The following is a 19,061-nucleotide window of genomic DNA, read 5'->3' as shown; positions in this document are numbered from 1 at the left end:
ACCGCCAAAGCCACCAATATACATTCCACGTCGACGCGCTCGCCTACGACCGCCACTACCACCGTGACCTCCTCCACCAGAACCACTAAAGAGGTAGATCACAAATCCAATCACTACTAAAGAGATCATAATATAGCCGACTGAGTCACCTGAATCATCATTTTGCTTTTTTTGATATTTTTCAGAACCATATTGATTCTTCAACTTATAGTGTGCGTTAGTCACCTTAACGACGTCTTTAAATGTCTTCTGGAGACCACGATTTATCTTTGCTTTGTTTTTACTCTTCAACAGTGATTTGTTGTCACTTAAAATATCAGAAGTTTTTCCATCAGTTAAGTAAGTTTCTGCGCCTTCTCCAGTCGAAATAAAAACATTATTCTTTCCCTTATTTTGGGCAAACAAAATCAACACACCATTATCTTCTTTGGCATTACCAACATTCCACTTTTTCGTCAAATACATATCATTGATGTAATCATTTAGTTCTTTTCCTTGACTGGACTTAATAGTTACCACGGCAATTTGAGGTTTTGGTTTAGTTGACTGATAATACTCTTCTTGTTTTAAGATCAGATCCTGTGTATCCTGCAATAAAATATCTGCCTTATCAGTTAAGACTACGTGCTGGTCATTTGGTTGTAATTTTCGTGGATCTTCAGCTTGTACGTGACCAATATCCAAAAATAAACAAACAAGCGTCACCAAAAAAATCAGGGGGATAAATCTACCTTTATTTTTCATATTTGTTGCCTACTTTAATCATCTAAGTTAACTTTAGGTGCTTGTTGAGCCTTCTTATCCGCTTGGAAATATGACTTAGTGTGCATGCCTTTCATATTTGCGATCATAGATGAAGGAAAACGTACGACCTTATTATTATAGTTCTTAATTGTTTCATTATATCTCCTACGAGCCAAGTTGATCCGATTCTCTGAGCCTTCTAGCTGATCCATCAAACGACGCACATTGTCATTAGAAGCTAATTTAGGATAACGTTCATTGATCACGTTGATCAAATTAGCTGTTGTCGCCGAAAGTTGTGCACTGGCATTAGCCTGATCTTTAGTCTTCCCAGATTTAGCAGCACTATTGTAATCTTTACGTGCCTGCGCAACTTGGCCAAAAACATCTTTTTCTTGTTTCATTGAACCTCTAACACTATTGACCAAATTGGGCACTAAATCAGAACGTCGCTGTAAAGCACTTTGCAAGTCACCTTGCTGTTGTTCGTAATCCTGTTTAGCACTATTTAAACTATTAGAATAATGGATATATCCCCCACCAAAAATTAACACTAATAATACCAAAACGATTGACACGATCCAGCCCGTACCTAGACGTTTTTTTTCATTCACCGACTTGCGTTCCTCGCCCATCCTGATCCCTCCATTTTATTTTTATGCAGTTGTATAGTTTATATTTTAACCGAAACCTTCAAGCTTTAAAAGAGAGTGAGTCAAAAGATGTTTTGAAGCCGAATTGTAACGACGATTGTGTTAATCTTTTGGAACACGTTTAAGGGCCGTTGATCTATCCCATTTAATGAGTTAGATCAACAGCCCTTTTAGAATTATTGTTTAGTTTCAGCTTCTTTATTTAACAACCAAATATTAGCGGCTGAAATAACAACTGCAATCACAAACATGATCAAAGCAGTCCACATTGGACCGGTATAAACGCTGGAAGAATACATCATATACTGTAAATAAGCAAGCTGTGAGATCCAAGCTTGCAGCTTATTAAACATCCAGATCGCAATATAAATCAAAACAATGTAAATTATGATCTTATACAATGTTTGATGATTTGCCGGTAACGCACGTGAAATGGCAGTTGTTAGCAAATGAATCAAGCTGATCATTGCCCACCAGAATAAAATACCTGCTAGAGAAACCAAAACCAAAGCTAATAATAGCAGCCAGACACGAGAACCAACACCTGAAAAACTACTGCTTAACATTGTGCTAATTTGTTTCATGTTAAACAAATAAAATATTAGTACAAAAATCACTTCAACTAGAGAAACCAAGATGAAAGCAATTAGTGAACTCAAGATATTGCTTAAATATAACTTAGTGTCACTGATTGGGATCAAACGATATCTGTTAGAAGTATAAACTTTTTCACTTAACCAAGTTAAAAAAATAAATGCCAATAAAGTTGCCAGCCAAGACCAGCTTATTGCGTACTGCATCAAAACGGCACTCCATTGTTTACTAAAGAAATTACCATTGAACATATCAGGGAGTAACGACAGCAAGATCACCACGATATATGCAGATATGATCCAACCAACTGTCTTAATTTTATCTGTAAGTAAAACCTTATTCATTCTTCGAAAGCTCGTCATCTGTTTGTACCCCCTTCTCGTAAAGTCCTTCATAGAAATCTTCGATACTTTTTCCTTGTTCTCTGATTTTTTCAGCCTTTTCTTGCGCGATCAACTTATCGTCTTTTATGATCGCTACCTCATCTAATAAACCAGCAATTTCAGTGATATAATGATCACTGATCACCATCACGGCTTCAGACGATTTCCATTGGATCAGACTATTAACTATTTTCTTACGGGTCATGCTATCAATACCCTCAAATGGTTCATCTAGTAAGTAAACAGAAGCACGACGAGCTAAAGTTAAACTAATGACCAGTTTTTCTTTCATACCTTTGGATAATTCACCCAGTTTTTGCTGGTCACTACCAAAGTCTAAGAAATCACTCAATTCACGATACTTATCATTAGAAAAATCAGTATAAACTAACGAATAAAACTCAACAATATCCGCAATTTTAGTACCCCTAGAAAATCCATCTAAGGAATCTGTATAACTGACAAGCGCTTTACGTTCAACGATACCTGCTTCATTTTTAATTTTGATCGTGCCTCTTGCACCCTTGGCAATTCCAGCAATGCTGCGCATCAAAGTTGTCTTACCAGCACCATTCTCACCTAGTAAGCCGATTGTAGTCCCCTTTTGAACTGCCAAATTGATATTTTCCAAAATCACTCGTTGGTTTCGCTTATAAGAGACATTTTTTAGTTCGATCGTGTTTTCCATTTTCACTTCTCCTTTTTATCAGAAAATCATCTAAACATTCCTTGATCTTTGCATCACTAATATTTAAAGCATGCAACTGACTATACATTGCCACCAAGCTTTGATAGATCAACTTTTGGCGTTGTTTTTCAATAATGTCTTGATCAGTGGTAACAAAATTACCCCTGCCTCGCCGAGACTCAAGAATATTTTCAATGATCATCTCTCTTAAAGCTCTTTGTACTGTATTAGTATTGACCGAAAATTGCAATGCTAACTGACGAACAGAAGGCAATTGTTGTCCTGGTTGAATACACCCGCTGATAATTTCGCCAGCAATATATTGTTCTATTTGGCGATAAATAGGTACATCATCAGTAAATTTCACCGGACCCCCTCCTTTGAATATAGCAAAACAACGTAAACTATACATATTATGACTATCCACTAAATATCGACATAATTATGTACGTTCTATCGAGCTTAACCAAACAGTGTACTACTACACTAATACAGCCATATATAAATGTCAAATTATATATACTCTATCTCAAGCAATAATTTTGCATTTTACTACTAAATATAAGATAATTTCCACTGAATAAATCGTGCACAACTAGTTAACTTAGCTAGTTTCACATGTGAAAGGGAGATCCTTATTATGAAAAACAATGATGAACTAAGGGCTAAATTAACACAAGAACAGTATGATGTCACACAAAACGCCGCAACGGAAATTCCTTTTTCAGGTAAATATGACAACTTTTATGAAGATGGTATCTATGTCGATGTTGTTAGTGGTGAACCACTATTCTCATCGCAAGACAAATACGATGCAGGTTGTGGCTGGCCTTCATTTACTAAAACACTTGAAAGCAAAAATGTTGCAGAAAACAATGACTTTTCACATTTTATGCATCGGACAGAAGTTCGCAGTAAAGAAGCCAACTCTCATTTAGGACACGTTTTCCCAGATGGCCCTAGTGAAACTGGCGGTCTACGTTACTGTATCAATTCGGCCGCTTTAAAATTCATCCCAGTTGATCAGTTAGATGAAGCTGGTTATGGCGAATATAAACAATTATTTCAAACGGAATAGCAGAAAGTGAGCCAAAACATTGAAGCCGATTTTTAATGGCGATCGCATTATTTTGACTCGTAGCAAAGCAAAGAGCCAGAGTAACGCAATCGCCGTTACAGTATACCTTAATCTTTTAGAACACGTTTAAGGGCCGTCGATTTAACCATTTTGATGGTAGATCGACGGCCCTTTTAAAATCGCACAGCTAGTTATGTCTTGTCTCTTTTTTACTATGTGGTAAATTCACACTCACTTATTTCACACATAAGAGTTAAAAAAGTTTATTTAATTAACTTTTTTAACATCAGTCTAAACGATTGTTTTTAATCAAATACGGTTCTTCTCTTATCAACCGCTAGACCTGCGATCGTTAAGACAACTACCACTATGAGCAAAATAATCAATGGTATATTCCATGAACCTGTGACTTGTTGAATATAGCCGATACCAATTGGTCCAAATGCTGCCAGCACATAACCTACTGCTTGTGCCATTCCTGAAATTTCCGCAGTTTGTTCTGGTGTATCAGTTTTAATATTAAACAAAGCCATCGCTAAACTAAAAGCCATATTAGAAGCTAATCCCAAAACGATTACAACAACGACAGTTAACCCAACACTTTCTGTCGGGATCATCAGCAACATAATGCCAGCGATAAATCCAACTGCCATTGTCAAAATAATGCCACGTGTATGTTTAAATCTGTAGGCTAAAATTGGCACAAGATAAGATGATACCAATGAAGCTAGCTGCATCAAACCAAACAATTGGCTAGCTTGACCACGTGATAAACCATGGTCGACTAAAATCGTTGGGACCCATGTCAAAGTGGTATAAAAAAGCAATGACTGTAATCCCATGAAAGCTGACATAAACCAAGCTCCACGTGTCTTCCAAACTGAACTACCAGTTTTTTTACCAGTTTTTGATCTATGCATGCCTTTCAACGCTGGTACCCAAAAGACCATACCAACAATTGCTAAAATAGACACGCTTTGCATCGCTTTTTGCCAACCCACTTGTTCGGCTAAAGCAACGCTTTGACCTGAAGCTAATGCACTAAATAAAGTCATGGAAAAAGTATAAATACTAGTCATCACGCCAACACGTTGCGGATATTCTTGAGCAATCGTAACAGGCATCAAAACATTTAAAACAGCGATCGATAAACCAACCAGCAATGTCCCTAATAATAACGCGCTCGTTGAAAAAACACGGAAATAGTTTCCAAGTGCTAGTACAAACACAGCAATAAACATGATCAATTCATTGCCAAATTTCTTACCCAGTTTAGGTACAAGGGGTGAAAAAAGTGCAAAACACAACAACGGGATCGTTGTAATACTTCCTAATAACCCTGCTGGAACACCTAAAGATCCTTGAATATTACTAAGTAGCGGAGAAACCATTCCGATCGGTGTCCGCATACAGCCAGCAAATAAAATAATTCCAATGATCAATACATTTTTTTGTTTATTTTTCAAAAACTATTTTCCTCCTACATCTCACTAGCCAAAATTATACTTATATGTAAAAAATAATCCCTATGGCCATTTGGCTCTAACGAGAAATTTTAGCACTTTTTATAATAACTTTCCATGACATATACCCGCTTAAACTAAAAAAGCAGCCGCGACCAGCTACTCATTTCCATTCTTTATTTTCAAGTTGTGGCATTTTTTCCGTCAAAAAATTATGCGCAAAATCCCGCTGATATATCCAACGATTGATTTGATTTTTCGACAAGATCAAGGGCATTCTATCGTGTACATTGACAACCGAATCATTTGGTGTGGTTGTCAATAAAATGCTGCGGTCCTCACCTTCAAAATCATCATAAAAGCCCGCAATATATAAAGGTTGTGGTGTTTGACGATAATTAAACCAAATCTTATCTTTTTGTTTTGTCCATTCAAAAAATCCCGTAGTTGGATAAACACATCGTTTAGTTGCAAATGCCTTAGCAAACATTCTCTTTGATTCAGCCGTTTCTGCACGTGCATTGATCAACACTTGTTTATCCTTAAAACCTGGAAAGCCCCACTTTATTGCCTTGATTTGAACTTGCTGTGAACCAGCCACGATCAAAGCTGTCTGATCATTAGGAAAAACTTCACCAACCTTAGGAAAATAACCAGCAATTTGAGCTAAACGGTAAATACGGTCAATTTCCGGACTTGTGTCTGGCTGGAACATAAAGCGTCCACACATATACTCACCTCCACTATTATTGTCACACTTCAGTTAAAGCAACCTTATTGTTTTCTAAAACCTGCCGGGCGCTAGTTGGTATATTGTTATCGGTGATCACACGATCAGTTTGAGAAAAGCTAGCTAGTTTGGTCAAACTAAACTTAGAAAACTTCGTTGAGTCGCTTAAGATGATCAATTTCTGTGCATTTTGAGCCATTGCTTCTACAATGTCTGCGCGCATAATATCACGTCCAAAAAATCCTTGTTTGGGATCAAAGCCATCCATGCCCACAAATAACTGCTCCACGTGAAAGCTACTTAGTACTGTTTTAGCGATCGGTCCAACCACGACCTCAGACTCTGCTTGATATTTGCCACCCAAAACAAAAACTGTAATGTTCGAATATTCAGATACAAAATCAGCAATAAAATACGAATTAGTAATAACCGTTACGTGTTTACCTTGTTTAGCTAATTCTTGGACTAATAAGGCACAGGTCGAACCGGATTCTACCATAATAGTTTCTTGCTCACTAACTAAGTTAGACGCAGCGAGCGCGATCTGTTGTTTGATATCATAATTTTGGGCTAAACGGTAATTTAATTTATTTGGGTCATTGATGATCGCATAACCATGCTTTCTAACCAGCAACCCTTTTCCTTCTAGTTCTGATAGATCCTTGCGAACCGTCACTTTTGAAACATTTAATATTTTACTTAATTCATTTACGGCAATTTTTTGCTTTTGATTTACCAGATCTAGCAATTTATCGCTTCGTTTTGTTGACATAACCTGACCTCCAATATAATATCAGTCTAACACATAAATCTTACTCTCAAAAAATACCTAAAATTACTATTGACATGTCACAAGAAAAAAATGAGAATGTAAATCGAATTACTTTAAAAATGCAGAAAAAATTTCTATTTAATGTTTATTATCTAGTAAAAACAACCTCAGATCACATTATTTAAAACTATCTGCTAAGTAGCTGAAATTAGTATTTTAAAATGAATCATAAAAGCGTATAATCAAATCGAATTAGTAAAGGGGGGCTTTTCTTGTTTACTTTTGCTAACCGTCACTTCTCTTTGTCAGCTACTTTGACAATTGGTTTTGTGGCGGTCATTTTATTAGGAACTTTATTATTAACATTACCGATATCAACAGCTCATGGGATTCAGTCATCCTTTATTACCGCTCTATTTACTGCGACTAGTGCAACCTGCGTAACTGGTTTAACTTTAGTTGAGACCAGTACTTATTGGTCTTTTTTTGGCCAGTTTGTTATTATGATGCTCAGTGAGATCGGTGGTTTAGGTTTCATGACTTTCATGGTTTTGATGTTTACTTCATCTAGAAGAAAATTGCGTCTATCAACTCAGTTATTGGCACAAGAATCATTAAACCTTCAACATCTTTCTCAAATAAAATTAGTCAAGATGATCGTTGGTCTATCTTTAGGGATTCAAGGTATAGGGGCTATCCTTTTATCATTTAATTTCTATCCGAAGTACGGTCTATTAAAAAGCATCTGGTTTGGTATCTTCCATTCCGTTTCTGCTTATTGCAACGCGGGATTTTCATTATTCAATAATAGTATCGCCGAGTTTCAAAATAATACTTATGTTCTCGTGATTTTAGGACTATTAATTTTAAGTGGTTCCGTTGGCTTTTTGGTTTGGCGTGACCTTTTAACCTATCATAAAAGGCATCACCTTTCACTACACACTAAATTATCTATCAGAACTGGTTTTATTATTTTAGTCGGTAGCATTGCCTTGTATACCTTAACTGAAGAAGGTTTTTCAAACATTTCGCCACATACATCCATTTTCCACAAGATCGTTAATATTTTATTCATGGCTGTCACGCCACGAACTGCCGGGCTAGTTACCTTTGACTATACTCATCTTTCAATGGCAGGAATTTTTTTGACAATGATCTTAATGTTTATCGGGGGAACACCAGGTTCCACAGCTGGTGGTATTAAAAGTACAACGATCGGTCTGTTAGCAATTCAAACATGGGCCACTTTACGTGGGCATCATGATGTTAACTTTAGTGGTCGACGTTTTCCACGAGAAAATATTTATCGTGCATTAACTTTAGTGATCGTAGCATTTTTGATTATTTCAATCGCTACTTTTGTTTTATGTATGACACAACCATTAGCACAAAAAATGGGGGTGGAGTACATTATCTTTGAAGTTTTAGCCGCATTCGGTACAACAGGCATCAGTCTAGGACTAACGACTCATTTAACATTGTTTGGCAAGATCATTATTATGTTAATGATGTTTATTGGGAGAGTTGGTATTTTTAACGTTATGTATACCGCATTAAACGCTAAAAACCATCAAAGTGACATTCGCTACCCAGAGGAGGGCGTTCTCATTGGATAAGTTTAAGAATAAAAATCATGTCACACGTGCTGACGAAAATTACGCAATTATTGGTTTGGGTAAATTTGGTGGTGCTTTATGTCGCCAACTTGCTGCAGAAAATCAAGATACCTTGGCGATCGATACCAAAGAAAAGTTAGTCAATCGCTATATGAACATCGCTAATAAAGCTGTCATCGCCGATGCTCAAGATGAAGAAGCCTTGCGTAAATTAAATATCGAATCTTTCGACCACGTCTTTATTACAATTGGTTCTGACATCCAGGCAAGTGTTTTATCGGCATTAAACTGTAAAGATCTAGGTGTTAAAGATTTGATCTGTAAGGCTCAAGATCGTAGCCATGCGCGAATCTTAGAACGGATCGGTGCTGATCAGATCGTTCAACCTGAATCAGATATGGCTAAACGGATCGTCATGCATCACAGACAACCACACATCATCGACTATTTAGACTTAAGTGAAGATGTGACTTTAGCCGAAGTTGAAGTTAACAACAAAGATTATACTGAAAGGACACTAGGTGAACTCTCACTAAGAAATAACTTTGATGTTAACGTGATCGCAATCATTCAAGAAGACAATGTTGATGTATATCCTGATGCAAGAAGTATTATCCATTACAAAGATATGTTAGCCGTTATTGGCTCAGTTGATGCTGTCAATAATTTCGATAGTGAATTCAATGAATACTAAAAATTCTATCCCAAAAACAAGAGTGGACAAAAGATACTTGAAGACGATTTGTAACGACGATCGCATTACTTTGGAGCATAACAAAGCGAAAAAAGAATAAAAATCGTGTTACGCTATTTGAAACATGTTTAAAGGCCATCGATCTAACCAATTAATGTGATATGAGGTTAGATCGATGGCCCTTTTAGAACCGCACAACTAATTATGTCTTAGTCCACGGTTTTTATATATTCTAAATTTTTATTTAGCTTGATCGATCGCGGTCTTAACCGGAGTTTGCCCACTGATCAATGGAATGACCTTACCGATCGATGAATCGTCATGCAAACTAGCAGTAACTGCAGCTGCAACATCACCGCGACTGATCGAACCTCCAGATTTCGAAACATCTGTCGTGACTTTGCCGGTCTCTTTTTCAAATGTCAAACCACCTGGTTCCAAAATCGTATAGTTCAGAGAAGTTCGATGACGTAACCATTCATCTGCATAAAACTTAGCGGCATAATATGGCTTGATCGTGACCCACTTAGTTCGATCTTCGGCAAAAATTGCACTGACCATTACAAACCTTTTGACACCAGCAAGCTCAGCCGCCTGCATACTTTTAACAGCACCATCGAGGTCAACTAACATTGTCATATCATCACCAGTTTTACCGCCTGACCCGGCTGAAAATACGATCGCATCATAACCTTGCAACTGTTTTGCCATTTCTTCTGGCTGTTTTAGCAAATCAAACACTTCTGCTTTAACACTTTGTTTGCGAAAATCATCAACTTGTTCTTGCCGATGTGCACCTGCTGTAACCTCATCATTAGCGTTTCTCAAATGATCGACCACTAAACGACCAACATTACCGCCAGCACCTATCACAAATACTTTCATGCAATAACCTTCCTTTCGAAACCACTAATTTTAAAATAATTAGTTTGAATAATAATTACCATTAAAAACTGCCCCACATTAATAACTATAATATTAAGTAAAAATAAATGTCAAAGCATCAGGCTTACTGATTTTTATCGTTGTCATCGGCAATGTCGTGCAAACTTGTTTGATCCGTGACATATAAATCAGGATGACTGCGTTTAAGCCAATCAAAATAAGTTGAAACGATGACCTTGATCACCGCATAACCAGGTACACCTAAAATAACTCCAGGTAAGCCAAAAATCTTACCAGAAACAAGTAAAACAAATAAAACTGTAAGTGGATGAAACTTCATACTGTTCCCTAAGATCAATGGTGAAACTAGTCGTCCTTCAACTGTTTGTTCGATCATAAAGACGACCAATACCTTGAATAACATAAATGGTGAGGTAAACAATCCGACAGCGATCGCTGGAACCATCGCCAAAAACGAGCCCAAGTATGGTATTAAATTTAACAACCCAGCAACTATACCCAATAATAAGGCAAACTTAAGTCCAATGATCATATAACCTACCCAAAACATAATTGCCACAAAAAAAGCGACGCCAAGTTGTCCTCGAATATAATTACTCAACTGAGTATTCATGCTTTTAAAAATTCTTTTAACATTTAAACGATAGCGGTTAGGTAAAAAACCAGCCAAATAATCTGGTAGATCATGCCCATCTTTTAGGAGATAAAACAAAATCAGAGGTGCTATTACGACCGAAATAACCACTGAAGTTACACGTGAAATAATGGAACTGATAGAATTGATAGATTTCGGTAAAAAGTCCATCGCTTTTCCTGGTTTGAAAAACTGACCTAAATCACTATTGACCGTGGTCAACTTATTTTGCAGATCTTTTAGTCCATCAGCTGAGAAGATCCCAACCACAAAATTTTCTAATTTACTCCAGTAATCTGGCCAATTAGCTAACAGGTCTTTTGTTTGACTTTGAACAACAGGGATCAAAGAACCGATCCCCCAAGCTAATAAAAGTGCTAATATCACAAAGACAATCGTTACTATTAATGACCGACGTACATGATACTTTCTTTCCGCCCAGTCCACCAACGGATTTAACAGATAATAAAAAACTCCAGCAATAACGATCGGTAAAGTAACTGTATTTAAAATGACCGTAAGCGGACTAAAGATCCACCGCATTTTGCTTAAAACCAAGATGATCAGTAAAATCAATAGCATTACTAATAGTGAAATAGCGAAACGACTATTGATGATCCAGTTAAAGAACCAAGAGGCAGACCACTTGCCTGTCTCATTTTTTTTGGTCGTTTTTTGCTCCTTCCCGTCCATTAATCTCCCTCTTTTCATATTGCTTATTTTTAATGATGTAGTATTTAATATAATAAAATCAATTTATATACACAGATCGCCAACAAGTCCTTAGCAACATTTTTAATCGATCTACCTTACTTTCTATTTAACACAAGGTGAAGTGAGCTGTTCAAAAGCCAAGCACTACCGGACTTTGGGCGATACATCGTGGTTTTTGATGTATTATTTAAAGTTGGATAGGTACAGACTTTTAGCCCACGTAACTTATTTAAAAAAATAAGTTCCCAGTAACCGGCTGGGAACTTCTGTGTGCATTACTAAACATCAAATTTGACGCGAATAAATTTATACCGGTCATTCATTCCAGTACAACTTTATTATACATTGCCAACTATCAAATGTCGAAAATTAAAACACAAAATTTTGTCAAACTTAATATTTGTTTCGTTCACAGTAATTAGCTAAGATCGATGATGCGTTCCATTGTATTGTTTACTCCTGACGCATACATTCCACCAAATTTTTCCAGGTGGACCATCAACAAATAAAGACTGTAAAAGTTCAGTCGTAATTGATATCCATCATCTAACGGATAATCCTTTTGATAAGCGGAGTAAAATTTTTGATCATAGACACCAAAGACCAAGCTACAACCAATATCAAATTCACGATCTCCATAGAAAGCTGATGGGTCGATCAATGCAGGAGTACCATCCTCTAAGAACATATGATTTCCGCCCCAAAAATCGCCATGTAAAAGACTCGGATCACTGTGATGTTGTGCTAAAGAATCCACGATGATCGAACGAACTTGGTTATATTTTTTTAGATCTTTTTCTGACCATAAATTTTGGTCTACCAAAGCATCTCGCAGCTGATCCAGCCTTTGATCAACAAATAATTCTGACCAGGTATCAGTCCACTTATTTTCAAAAGTCATACTGGCGCCTTGGTAAGGTTTTGAAAAGCCGAATTTATGGTTGGGGCTATAATAACGATGCATTTTCGCAATTAATTGTCCTAACTGTGCTTGATCGCCACGATGGCCCTGCTTTAAGAAGTTTAATAATAAATATGCATCACCATCAATTTGTCCATTTGAAATAACCCGCGGTGCCTCCACGTCAGCAGCAGCCAAAGCTCTTAATCCGGCGATCTCGCCCGCATAAAAATCGGCCTGTCGTCCTGGTTGAACTAACAAGAAATAAGGTCCCTTTACTGTCTCAACTTGATAAGCCGAATTAACATCGCCTCCAGCTACAGGTAAAACTTGCTTGATATCACTCAAAGGCAACTGAGAGATCCACTTTTGATCCATCAAATAACACCACCATTTCTAAAGTATGCTTTATGGTACTAATAACCACTTATTTTTTCAAAATAATAGCACCTTCCAAGAATAGAATAGTGCCATTATCATAATTATTCAAATTTTAAAAACTACCAACTAAACAAATTTCTATACAGGAACTGCTATTGGTCCTTTTTGCTTTTCTTTCTGTTTCTTTTTTTGTTCTTTAAGTTTCTTCTTTGCTTCACTGTATACATCTTTTGGAGATGGAACTTTGAACTGTACAATTAGCATCTAAATCAGCTGCCCTTTCAAATTGCTAAACCGTTATCTTAATTCGCCAAAAAGTACATGTCTTCTATTTTCAAGCTATCACGTAAACACAATTTTTTCAAGAAATCCCCTTTATCTAATTTTGAGTAATTATCTGATCTACCAGCAATAATCTATCTAGTACCGTCCATTGTTGTGACTTATATCCTTATTCCTCTATTTCAAACCAAATTTTCACTCAGACGCATTTTGTCCTATAATAACAATTAAAGAGAGCGGGACAAAAGTCGTTTTGAAGCCGGTATGTAATGCCATTTACGCCATTTTTGGCCGTAGCAAAGCGCAGGACAGGAATGAAAAAATGGTATTACATTGAGGTTTCAGACTTTTGAAACGCGTTTATGCTGTAAAAATTAGAAGCGATAATTTGATTATTTTTAGCAAAAGAAGAGACTGGGATATTGTTTTGTCCCAGCCTCATTCAAGCAACTATTTATTTAAGGAGACCTTACATATTATGTTTCATAACGATGGATCACTTACTGTTTGTGGTGACATTACTTTTCTGATCATTTCTATTTTGATCAATTCGTTTGGTAATGCCTTAACAGTGGCTTTAAACCTGGGAAGTGCTTTATGGACAGCTTCATCCGTTAATTTATCGCACTTTTTTAACTATAGTTTAACTGGTGTTTTATTTTGGGAAGGAGTTGCCGTTGTTTTATCCAACGCCTTGATATTAGGCAAATTTGATATTCGACGAATTTTTGGCAATTTTGTATTCATGATACCTTTTAGTTATTTAGTGGGTATGATTGCTACTCAACTTTCAAAAACTGGACTAACAGAACTTCCATTAACGGTTAAGATCATCTTAGATCTCTGTGGTATTTTACTGATCGCCGCTGGAATCTCAATTTATCAACGTGTCAATCTGATCTTACACCCAAATGATGATTTTATGCAGATCATTCGTTTCAAATTTTTTCACGGTAATGCTGCCTTGGCACAAACCTGTTCCTTTTTGATACCAGTGATTTTAATAATTTTGTGTACGATCGGAAACCATGATATTTGGGCGATCAATATTGGTACAGTTTTTTCCTTCTTGTTTCAGGGATTTTTTGTAGGGCTCAGCGATAAATTTATTTTTCCTAAATTAGATCATCAAAATTTAAACCTTAACTAATAACCGATAACAGTCATTGCCAGTGGTAGTTTGCATATCAAGTGATTTTAAACCGTAAATATCATATAATTAATATTAACGTTAAAAGGAGATGAACATTGTTGGAAAAAGGGTTTTATTGTCTACTTGATGAATGTGAACAGTTAATGGTAAGGATCACAAGTTATTTCTTGCAAAATGATGTTGAACACCTATCGTTATTACAGCTAAAAAAAGTGCTTTCTGTCAGTACCTACCAAGCAAAGCTCGCATGCACCCAGTTAGCGGTGGTTGCTGACAAGATTGGTAATGACAAAAGTTTTAACTTTTCGTTCAATAAAGAAAATGGACTGACTTTCCGCAATGTCACTACCCAAACGCTTGAATTATTGACTCTGATACTTGCATCCAATTCTTTAAACATTCAGATCTTACTTAACGATGGTCTGGGTATTGGTGGTTCACGTGATAGCTTTTTAAAAAAGGCTGGCATTAGTCAGTCAACTTATTATCGATGTAAGAAAAAAATGTTTCGCGATCTACAAGATGAATTCCCCGACCAAAAAATGACCAACGAAATCGAAAATCGTGCTTTATTACAGCATATTACTTTTTTCTTTTTCGGTAGCGATCAGTTTCCAATGGTAGACCTTAGTAAACAATTGCATAATACACTTAACTTTTTAATTTTTAACTGGCAACTTGATCCGACCTACACCGAAAAAAAAGAACTCGCACACTTTGTCGCAGTGCAATTATTAAGGATCAAAAATAAGCAGCGGATCTTAACTGAAGAAGACGATCTCTTGACCCGCCCTTTCGGAAAACATTTTGAAAGGACCCAGGAATATCTAATGAGAAATCTGGGGTTAACTGAAAAACAAGCTTATCACGAAGCTCTCTTCTTTAATGCTTATATTATTATTTATGATGGCTCACCTTTATCGAAACAGCCTTTACTCAAACGCAAAAAAGAAATTGACCGCTTAACAAATCAGCAGCTTACGCTCATTGAAGACAATTTGAACGTACATGATTGCCGTCACAAATTTCCCAATTTCGTAAAAAAATTAATCAAACTCAATACACGGACTTTGTCACCATTTTTCTTTATCAATAGCTACCTAGGCCATCAAACGATAATAGAGATCATGAAATCATATCCAACGACGGATAATTTAGCTCATAAATTTATTAACTTACGAAAACAAATTAAATCACCACTTCTTTCAGAATATTCGGCACTTCAACTTTTGTACCAATACTCAATTTTAATTGTAACTGAACTACCTCCTGATGTGATCGATGATCAACTTCACATCGTCGCAGACTTTTCTCTTGGTCGGGTCTACAGCCAATTTATTCAACAACAACTCTCACGTTTGGTCAACGCTAATATCGTGATCGACCCTAAAATAAACCGACAAACCGATCTGTTTATCTCTGATAAATTTAATGCAGGTATCAAAGTTAAACAGATTACTTGGAACTGCCCACCAACTAAACAAGATTGGCGAACATTAAGATCAACGATCGTCGACATGCATACCAAAAAGTAAATTAATTAAAAAAATAAGAGGAGTTCACGCGTGCTCGTGACTCCTCTTATTTACCCCTAAAACAAAACCTGTGTAATTTAAAATAAAAAATTACTTATGTGCTGATCAGTTATAATGACGAGCAAAGTTCTGCTTAAAATTGACCCTATGGCCTTGCGTAATATTTTTCAATATGTATGACAGTTACACATAAATGCATTTCCTACCACATTTCTATTATACCGGACCAAAAATGTTATTTATTTTCCCTAAAGTTTTTTATTCTTAAATATTTGGCTTTTATTATAAAAAAACGAAAATTTTTCTGGCAATAGTTGTGTACAACTTATTTTTTACATGATATTGCTAACAAAAAACTCTCCCCAAAACTCAAAGAGTTTTAAAGAGAGTTGTTTCAATAAGTAATTTTTAGTCACGATCGTGTCCGCCGAATAACAATATTAAACGTAGTAGTTGTAAGAAAGTCGACAATGCAGCTGCGACATAAGTCAAGGCTGCCGCTGTTAAAACTTTGCGAACCATCACAACTTCCTCTTGTGTCAGTAATCCGCCATCTGACAAGATATGGATGGCACGGGCTGACGCATTAAATTCAACTGGCAAAGTAACTAATTGAAATAATAAAGCAAACGAAAACAAAAAGATCCCGATATGGATCAAGGTTTGGTTAAAGCCTAAAATTATTCCAACTAAAATGAGAGGCATCGATAATGAATTACCAAAATTTGCTACAGGTACTAAACTTGTCCTTAAACGCATTGGCCAATAATTATTGGCATCTTGTACTGCGTGGCCGCATTCATGAGCTGCAACGCCGATCGCCGCAACTGAATCAGAATTGGCTGAAGAATCAGACAAGTTCAAAGTCTTGTTTCCACCATTATAATTATCCGTTAGATCCCCACTGATCCGGCGGACTGAAACATCATTGATCAATGACTGCTGTAAAATGTACCTGGCTGCATCAGTACCAGTGACACCTTGCTGTGAGCGATACTGATCAAACTTACGAAAAGTTGAATTTACGTATCCTGAAGCAGCCAGTGAAAGTATGATCCCAACGACCACCAAAATATAAGTTGGGTCAAAAAAACCAAAGTATGGCATTACTTTTTCACCTTTCCTTGTAAAATAATGCAAATGTTATTACTTAATAGATTACACTATCAGGTCTTTTTCGAACTAGCAAATTATTATGACTTTAAAAGCACAAATTTGACAATATATTAATTTTTTAGCAAGTAATAACAGCTAAATAATCATTCACACCAAAAATGCCCTTGCATCTTCACAAAGGCATCGCACGCAATACTATTCAAATTCTGCTGGTCTTATTTCGACCAATCTTCAACTGCTTCAACACTATAATTATCGCTACCACTCAAAAGTTGTGAAACACAACATCTTTTCTCAGCCTCGCTAACCAATTTCTTAGCTGTTGGTAAATCAACTTGTGGTACACAAATTTGTGCATGTACTAGAAATTCATAATGGGCCTTCTCGCCAATATAAGCGATCTTTGCTCTAACTTTGGCATGGTGTTCTAAATGGTGCTCTTTTTCCACAGCCTGCATAGTTGCCGCTAAACAAGTACACAACGACATTCCCAATAGCTGCTCTGGATTGGTACCTGGATGATCGTTTAGCGGACTGCTTGTTTTCAAATTCAGGCCATCTGGCACATAAGCATGTCCTTCTAGTCCCTCTTCATTATATATTTCAGTCGTGTATAAAGCCTTTTGCCAACGTGGGTCGTTTTTCATAAATTAGCTCCCTCTTTCTTTTGAATAAAGCGCTTTACATATGCTGATTTTACCAAAATAATTGGCAAAAGTTTACCCTAAGCATTCAAGACATCAGAGTAAAGCTAAAAATAATCCTAATAGTCCTAAAACAAACAAGCAAATCAAATTAACTTTAATGAAGACTTTGAAATAATCCTTACTAGGTGATTTAACTCGAACATAATATTGTTTATACGCCAATAAATTAGCCAAAGAAGCAATCAAAGTTCCTAAACCGCCAATGTTTACTCCTAAAAATAATGGATAAACATATTTGGTATAAGAGCCTAATAAAATAACTGCTGGAACATTGCTGATCAGTTGACTACTCAATAAGCCACTCACATATGTTCCTAAAGATGTTGTTCCTAATTTCTGCATAAAATCATAGATCATTGGTGCTCGTCCAATATCACCGACAGCAATAAAAAACATAACAAAAGTCAACAACAAGGCATAATCGATCCGCTTAAAAATTTGCGGGTCGACCAACAAGACTATAATGAAGGCCGCTAATAGCATGACAGTACTTGGTAAAATAGAAAATACCCCTGCTAAGATGATCACCGTTGCAACCACAGCTAAGGCCACCTTATCCCACTGTAATTTTAGAGTAGGAAGTTCAATATTTTGGACTCTGTCGCGCGGAAATTTTAGTGTAAAAACTCCCAATATTAACAGACTAACGACCATTACTGGTAAAGACATTCGAATAAAATCACCAAAGTTTAAGTTGAATTTATTCAATAAATACAGATTCTGCGGATTACCAAAAGGAGTTACCATACTGCCTAAATTAGCGGCCACATTGACTAAGATCACCGGCAAAATGACAGGTAGCTTTACTCTTTGTGCGACAATGATCAAAATTGGTGTTAGTGCGATGATTGCTGCGTCATTTGTCAAAAACATTGCTGCTATAAAAGACACACCAACTAAAGCTTGAACTAACGTACGCTTGGTCCCTACTAATTTAACTAATAAGGAAGCACCATAACTCAGAACTTCCAAATGTTCATAAACTGCGATCAAGGATAATAAAGACGCCAAAGAAGTAATTGTTTGCCAATCAATATCCACGAATTGCGGTCGACTGACAAACATACTCAATAACGCTACTCCAGCCGATATTAAAAACATTTTGTCTGTCCCGATCTTTTTTAAAACACCGACCATTTTCTAATCTCCCATTTTCTTATTCAGATTAAGCAAACCAAGACTCTTCATTGATCAAGCACGGATTTTTCCTAGCCTGAAAGCTATATATAATGCGCAAGTTCAATATTGTTAACTTATCCATCTTGCTTCACCTTGCACGAAAAAAGCCCCGAGAGTTTTCACTTTCGAGGCAATATT

At 36.5% G+C, this 19,061-nt stretch carries 20 protein-coding genes; 5 read left to right on the top strand and 15 right to left on the bottom strand.

Annotated elements, in window-relative coordinates; genetic code table 11:
* The 5 genes from LACPOB_RS0105375 to LACPOB_RS0105355 form a co-directional block, all read right to left on the bottom strand.
* Positions 1 to 744 (bottom strand): TPM domain-containing protein (locus LACPOB_RS0105375; RefSeq protein WP_017867810.1); only part of this gene is annotated, 744 nt, incomplete at its 3' end.
* 14 nt (positions 745 to 758) lie between these two features.
* Positions 759 to 1,379, bottom strand: coding sequence for a LemA family protein (locus LACPOB_RS0105370; protein ID WP_017867809.1), 621 nt, complete (start codon positions 1,377 to 1,379; stop codon positions 759 to 761).
* A 194-nt stretch (positions 1,380 to 1,573) separates the two neighbouring features.
* On the bottom strand, positions 1,574 to 2,353 hold the full coding sequence (locus LACPOB_RS0105365; protein ID WP_225429645.1) for a hypothetical protein: 780 nt from the start codon (positions 2,351 to 2,353) through the stop codon (positions 1,574 to 1,576).
* On the bottom strand, positions 2,328 to 3,062 hold the full coding sequence (locus LACPOB_RS0105360) for an ATP-binding cassette domain-containing protein (protein ID WP_017867807.1): 735 nt from the start codon (positions 3,060 to 3,062) through the stop codon (positions 2,328 to 2,330). The genes LACPOB_RS0105365 and LACPOB_RS0105360 overlap by 26 nt, the downstream gene beginning before the upstream one ends.
* Positions 3,025 to 3,429: a GntR family transcriptional regulator gene (locus tag LACPOB_RS0105355; protein ID WP_017867806.1), complete on the bottom strand. Its 405-nt coding sequence runs from the start codon at positions 3,427 to 3,429 to the stop codon at positions 3,025 to 3,027. The genes LACPOB_RS0105360 and LACPOB_RS0105355 overlap by 38 nt, the downstream gene beginning before the upstream one ends.
* A 270-nt stretch (positions 3,430 to 3,699) precedes the next feature.
* Between LACPOB_RS0105355 and msrB the strand changes: the two genes are divergently transcribed.
* A complete protein-coding gene (gene msrB, locus LACPOB_RS0105350; RefSeq protein WP_371861877.1) occupies positions 3,700 to 4,140 on the top strand; it encodes a peptide-methionine (R)-S-oxide reductase MsrB in 441 nt (146 codons plus the stop codon).
* A gap of 305 nt (positions 4,141 to 4,445) precedes the next feature.
* Here msrB and LACPOB_RS0105345 read toward each other — a convergent pair whose 3' ends face one another.
* The 3 genes from LACPOB_RS0105345 to LACPOB_RS0105335 form a co-directional block, all read right to left on the bottom strand.
* Complete coding sequence (locus tag LACPOB_RS0105345) at positions 4,446 to 5,606, bottom strand: CynX/NimT family MFS transporter (RefSeq protein ID WP_017867804.1); 1,161 nt, start codon at positions 5,604 to 5,606, stop codon at positions 4,446 to 4,448.
* A gap of 160 nt (positions 5,607 to 5,766) precedes the next feature.
* The gene (locus tag LACPOB_RS0105340; protein WP_017867803.1) at positions 5,767 to 6,333 is read right to left on the bottom strand and encodes an SOS response-associated peptidase; all 567 of its coding nucleotides are present in this window, start codon (positions 6,331 to 6,333) and stop codon (positions 5,767 to 5,769) included.
* 22 nt (positions 6,334 to 6,355) lie between these two features.
* Entirely contained in the window at positions 6,356 to 7,105 is a 750-nt protein-coding gene (locus LACPOB_RS0105335; protein ID WP_017867802.1) for a DeoR/GlpR family DNA-binding transcription regulator, read from the bottom strand.
* Positions 7,106 to 7,377: 272 nt separating this feature from the next.
* Between LACPOB_RS0105335 and LACPOB_RS0105330 the strand changes: the two genes are divergently transcribed.
* Both LACPOB_RS0105330 and LACPOB_RS0105325 read left to right on the top strand, forming a co-directional pair.
* On the top strand, positions 7,378 to 8,721 hold the full coding sequence (locus LACPOB_RS0105330) for a TrkH family potassium uptake protein (protein WP_017867801.1): 1,344 nt from the start codon (positions 7,378 to 7,380) through the stop codon (positions 8,719 to 8,721).
* Positions 8,714 to 9,415, top strand: coding sequence for a potassium channel family protein (locus tag LACPOB_RS0105325; RefSeq protein WP_017867800.1), 702 nt, complete (start codon positions 8,714 to 8,716; stop codon positions 9,413 to 9,415). Before LACPOB_RS0105330 ends, LACPOB_RS0105325 begins: the two co-directional genes overlap by 8 nt.
* A gap of 240 nt (positions 9,416 to 9,655) precedes the next feature.
* Here the strand turns inward: LACPOB_RS0105325 and LACPOB_RS0105320 are convergent, their stop codons facing one another.
* The 4 genes from LACPOB_RS0105320 to LACPOB_RS13015 all read right to left on the bottom strand — a co-directional run bounded on the left by LACPOB_RS0105320 (position 9,656) and on the right by LACPOB_RS13015 (position 13,215).
* The gene (locus LACPOB_RS0105320) at positions 9,656 to 10,300 is read right to left on the bottom strand and encodes an SDR family oxidoreductase (RefSeq protein ID WP_017867799.1); all 645 of its coding nucleotides are present in this window, start codon (positions 10,298 to 10,300) and stop codon (positions 9,656 to 9,658) included.
* 124 nt (positions 10,301 to 10,424) lie between these two features.
* A complete protein-coding gene (locus LACPOB_RS0105315; protein WP_017867798.1) occupies positions 10,425 to 11,648 on the bottom strand; it encodes an AI-2E family transporter in 1,224 nt (407 codons plus the stop codon).
* Between the two features lie 439 nt (positions 11,649 to 12,087).
* Positions 12,088 to 12,951 carry a fructosamine kinase family protein gene (locus LACPOB_RS0105310; protein WP_220095347.1) on the bottom strand — a complete coding sequence of 288 codons (864 nt, stop codon included), beginning with the start codon at positions 12,949 to 12,951 and terminating at the stop codon, positions 12,088 to 12,090.
* Positions 12,952 to 13,089: 138 nt separating this feature from the next.
* On the bottom strand, positions 13,090 to 13,215 hold the full coding sequence (locus tag LACPOB_RS13015) for a hypothetical protein (RefSeq protein ID WP_017867796.1): 126 nt from the start codon (positions 13,213 to 13,215) through the stop codon (positions 13,090 to 13,092).
* 496 nt (positions 13,216 to 13,711) lie between these two features.
* Between LACPOB_RS13015 and LACPOB_RS0105300 the strand changes: the two genes are divergently transcribed.
* Together LACPOB_RS0105300 and LACPOB_RS0105295 are read left to right on the top strand one after the other, a co-directional pair.
* The gene (locus LACPOB_RS0105300; RefSeq protein WP_017867795.1) at positions 13,712 to 14,383 is read left to right on the top strand and encodes a YczE/YyaS/YitT family protein; all 672 of its coding nucleotides are present in this window, start codon (positions 13,712 to 13,714) and stop codon (positions 14,381 to 14,383) included.
* Positions 14,384 to 14,484: 101 nt separating this feature from the next.
* A complete protein-coding gene (locus LACPOB_RS0105295; protein WP_017867794.1) occupies positions 14,485 to 15,921 on the top strand; it encodes a hypothetical protein in 1,437 nt (478 codons plus the stop codon).
* 408 nt (positions 15,922 to 16,329) lie between these two features.
* On the opposite strand, the gene LACPOB_RS0105290 is transcribed toward LACPOB_RS0105295, so the two are convergent.
* The 3 genes from LACPOB_RS0105290 to LACPOB_RS0105280 form a co-directional block, all read right to left on the bottom strand.
* The gene (locus tag LACPOB_RS0105290; RefSeq protein ID WP_017867793.1) at positions 16,330 to 17,028 is read right to left on the bottom strand and encodes a zinc metallopeptidase; all 699 of its coding nucleotides are present in this window, start codon (positions 17,026 to 17,028) and stop codon (positions 16,330 to 16,332) included.
* Positions 17,029 to 17,252: 224 nt separating this feature from the next.
* Positions 17,253 to 17,684: an OsmC family protein gene (locus tag LACPOB_RS0105285; RefSeq protein ID WP_017867792.1), complete on the bottom strand. Its 432-nt coding sequence runs from the start codon at positions 17,682 to 17,684 to the stop codon at positions 17,253 to 17,255.
* Between the two features lie 93 nt (positions 17,685 to 17,777).
* Positions 17,778 to 18,881 carry an SLC13 family permease gene (locus LACPOB_RS0105280; protein ID WP_017867791.1) on the bottom strand — a complete coding sequence of 368 codons (1,104 nt, stop codon included), beginning with the start codon at positions 18,879 to 18,881 and terminating at the stop codon, positions 17,778 to 17,780.
* Positions 18,882 to 19,061: the final 180 nt, after the last annotated feature.

Source organism: Ligilactobacillus pobuzihii E100301 = KCTC 13174 (assembly GCF_000349725.1).
GTDB lineage: Bacteria > Bacillota > Bacilli > Lactobacillales > Lactobacillaceae > Ligilactobacillus > Ligilactobacillus pobuzihii.
Note: the sequence above shows the minus strand (reverse complement) of the source record. Positions and strands in the feature narration are given on the sequence as shown.